2 protein-coding genes are annotated in these 3,438 nt (G+C 72.5%); both read left to right on the top strand.

What is annotated here, in order from left to right; translation table 11 throughout:
• Window positions 1-1,481 (top strand): alpha/beta-hydrolase family protein (locus tag ACFPZL_RS11315; RefSeq protein ID WP_382335466.1); only part of this gene is annotated, 1,481 nt, incomplete at its 5' end.
• 175 nt (window positions 1,482-1,656) lie between these two features.
• Window positions 1,657-3,438 (top strand): TM0106 family RecB-like putative nuclease (locus ACFPZL_RS11320; RefSeq protein WP_382335468.1); only part of this gene is annotated, 1,782 nt, incomplete at its 3' end.

Genomic DNA, 3,438 nt, shown 5'->3' on the forward strand with positions numbered 1-3,438 from the left:
AGCGTCTCGCCCGGCGTGCGCTGCTCATCGTCTCGATCGCCGGATCCGCGGTGCTCCTGTGGCTCGCGCACGGCTGGCAGCAGGCGCAGCGCGAGCAGATCGGGCTCGACCCGGCACCCGCCTCGGACCCGGTGCTGGCGACGGCTGTCGCGCTCGTCGCGTTCGGTGCGCTCCTGATCATCGCGCGGGGGATCCGCGGCGGCGGCCGCCGGCTCGGAAGGCTCATCGCGCGCGTGCTGCCGCTCAAGGTCGCCGTCGCGCTCGGGACGGTCCTCGCCGTCTGGGCCGCCTACGCGCTCGTGAACGGCGTCATGGTGGGTCGCGTCGCCGAGACGCTCGACGCGACGTACCTGGCGATCAACGACGAGTTCAGCACCGATGTGCCGGCGCCCGAGCTGGCGGAGGTCTCGGGCGGGCCCGGATCCGCCGTGAGCTGGGAATCGCTCGGCAGGCAGGGGCGCGTCTTCATCGCGAATACGCCGACGCGTGAGGAGATCGGAGGGTTCCTCTCGCAGACGGGTGCTCGCAACGATTTCGGGCCGTACTTCATACCCGCGCAGCCGATCCGCGTCTACATCGGATCCGGCCCCGAACATCAGGACCTCGACGCGCAGGTCGCGCAGGCGGTCGCCGAGCTCGAGCGCACGGGAGCGTTCGAGCGCGCCGTCCTCAACGTCGCGACCGGCACCGGGCGCGGCTGGGTCAACGAGAACCAGGCCCGCGCCCTCGAGTACCTCTGGCGCGGCAGCACCGCGACGGTCAGCGTGCAGTACTCGTACCTGCCGAGCTGGATGTCGTTCCTGGTGGACGGCGACCGGCCACGGCAGGCCGGCCAGGCCCTGTTCGACGCCGTCTACGCGCGCTGGTCGCAGCTGCCGGAGGACGCGCGGCCGAAGCTCCTGGTCAGCGGCGAGAGCCTCGGGTCGTTCGGCAGCGAAGGCGCGTTCGCGGGCGCGCAGGATCTGGCGACGCGCACCGACGGCGCGCTGTGGGTGGGCCCCACCGCGAACAACGTGCTCTGGCAGCGGTTCACGGAGGATCGGGATGCCGGTTCGCCGGTGTCGCTGCCGGTGCACGCCGCGGGCGATACCGTGCGCTTCTCGGCGGACGGCGCCGAATGGCCGGGAGCCGGGGAGTGGGCGGCCCCGAGAGTCGGCTACCTGCAGCACGCCAACGATCCGGTGACGTGGCTCGACTTCGGTGCCGTGTTCGAGCGGCCGGAGTTCCTCTCCGGCGAGCGCGGGCCCGGAGTGCCGGACCAGATGATCTGGATCCCGGTCGTCACCGTGCTCCAGCTGGCGGTGGACCAGCTCGCCTCCGGGATTCCCGACGGCCAGGGGCACGAGTTCGGGCAGGCGCCGGTGCGCGCCTGGGCCGAGATCCTGCCGCCGCCGGCGTGGGACGAGTCCGACACGGAGGCGCTCGCCGCGCATCTCGCCGAACTGCGGCTCGACGACCTGGACTCCGCTCCGGCGGAGTGAGGGCGCCGACCGCGGCGGTGCGTGCAGTGACGGTGCGTGCAGTGACGGTGCCTGCAGTGAGGGTGCACGCGGTGAGGGTGCACGCGGTGAGAACGCGGACCGTCGCGGCGCGTTTGTCGGAGGTGCGGGATAGCGTCGTCTCAGATACCCACCCGATCGATCCGAAGGGACGCGCATGTTCGTACAGGAGGCCGATGGCGGCGGCGTGCGGATCGTCACGAGCGCAAGCGACCTGACCGCAGCGAGCACCTGCGAGTTCGCGTTCCTGCGCCGGGTCGACGCGAAGCTCGGACGCGACGTCGAGGTGCCGGCGGACGACGACGCGATGCTCGAACGCGCCGCGCGGCTGGGCGACGCGCACGAGGAGCGCGTGCTGGCGGCGTACCGCGAATCCTACGGCGAGGGGGCCTCGGGCAGAGCCGGTGGCGTCGTCGAGATCCCGCGGCCCGCGTCGATGAGCGCCGTGGCGCTGGACGAGGTGGCCGAGCTCACGCGCACCGCACTGCTGGGCGGGGCCGGGATCGTCTTCCAGGCCACGTTCTTCGACGTCGCGCAGCGCCCGGAGGATCCGGAGGCAGGGGATCCGGCCCTCGCCTTCGTGGGATTCGCGGACTTCCTGCGCCGCACCGAATCCGGGGAGTACGAGGTCCAGGACACGAAGCTCGCGCGCCGGGTGAAAGTGACGGCGCTCATGCAGCTCGCGGCATACGCCGAGCAGCTCGAACGGGTCGGCATCCCGGTCGCTTCCGAGGCCGTGCTGATCCTCGGCGACGGCGCACGCTCGACGCACCGGCTGGCCGACATCTCCCCGGTGTTCCGGGCTCGGCGGAGCCGGCTGCACGAGATCCTGCTGGATCGTGCGCGCGCGGTCGGCGCCGACGGCCGCCGCGAGAGCGCGGCACCGGTGGCCTGGGGGGCTGCCGACATCACCGCGTGCGGGCGGTGCGAGGTCTGCGCGCCCGAAGTCGAGCGCACGCGGGACCCCCTGCTCATCGCTGGGATCCGCGGAGTGCAGCGGGATCGGCTCCTCGCCGCCGGGCTGCAGACGATCGACGCGGTCGCAGAGGCGCTACCGGCGATCGGCTCGGGGGACATCCAGGTCGAGGGGATCGGGCGAGCGGTGCTCGAGCGGCTGGCTTGGCAGGCGACGCTGCAGGTCGGCGCCGTACCCGGTGAAGCGCCGCCGGTGCGGGTCGCTGATCCCGGCGCGCTCGCAGCGATCCCGAAGCCGGATCCGGGCGACCTGTTCTTCGACTTCGAGGGCGACCCGCTCTACCGCGAGCCCGGGGAGGAGGGGAGCGCGCGCTGGGGCCTCGACTACCTCTTCGGCATGGTCGATGCGACCGAGCGCTTCACCCCGATCTGGGCGCACGATCTCGACGCCGAGCGACGTGCGCTCGAGGAGTTCCTCGCATTCGTCGCCGATCGTCGCCGGCGCCACCCCGGGATGCGCATCTACCACTACGCCGCGTACGAGCGCACGCATCTGCTCTCGATCGCGGCGCGGCACGGCGTGGGCGAGGCCGAGGTCGATCAGCTGCTGCGCGAGCACGTGCTGGTCGACCTGTACCCGATCGTGCGGCGCGCGCTGCGGATCGGCTCGCGCTCCTACTCGATCAAGAAGCTCGAACCGCTCTACATGGGCGACGAGCTGCGCGACCAGAGCGGGGTCACGAGCGGCGACCAGTCGATCACGGAATACGCGGAGGCGAGCGCGGCGCTGGGCTCGGGGGACGAGTCGACGCGGGCGGAGGGGCGCGCCCGGCTCGAAGCGATCGCGGACTACAACCGGTACGACTGCGTGTCGACGCTGCGCCTGCGGGACTGGCTGCTCCGCATCGCCGCTGAGCACGGCGTCGAGCCGGGTACCGATGCGCACGCCGATGCGGCCGAGCTCGGAACGCGCACCGGATCCGGCCGGGAGGACGAGGGCGGCCCCGAGCTCGAACTCAGCGCC

The sequence above is a fragment of the Leucobacter soli genome (genome assembly GCF_042659205.1).
GTDB classification, from domain to species: domain Bacteria; phylum Actinomycetota; class Actinomycetes; order Actinomycetales; family Microbacteriaceae; genus Leucobacter; species Leucobacter soli.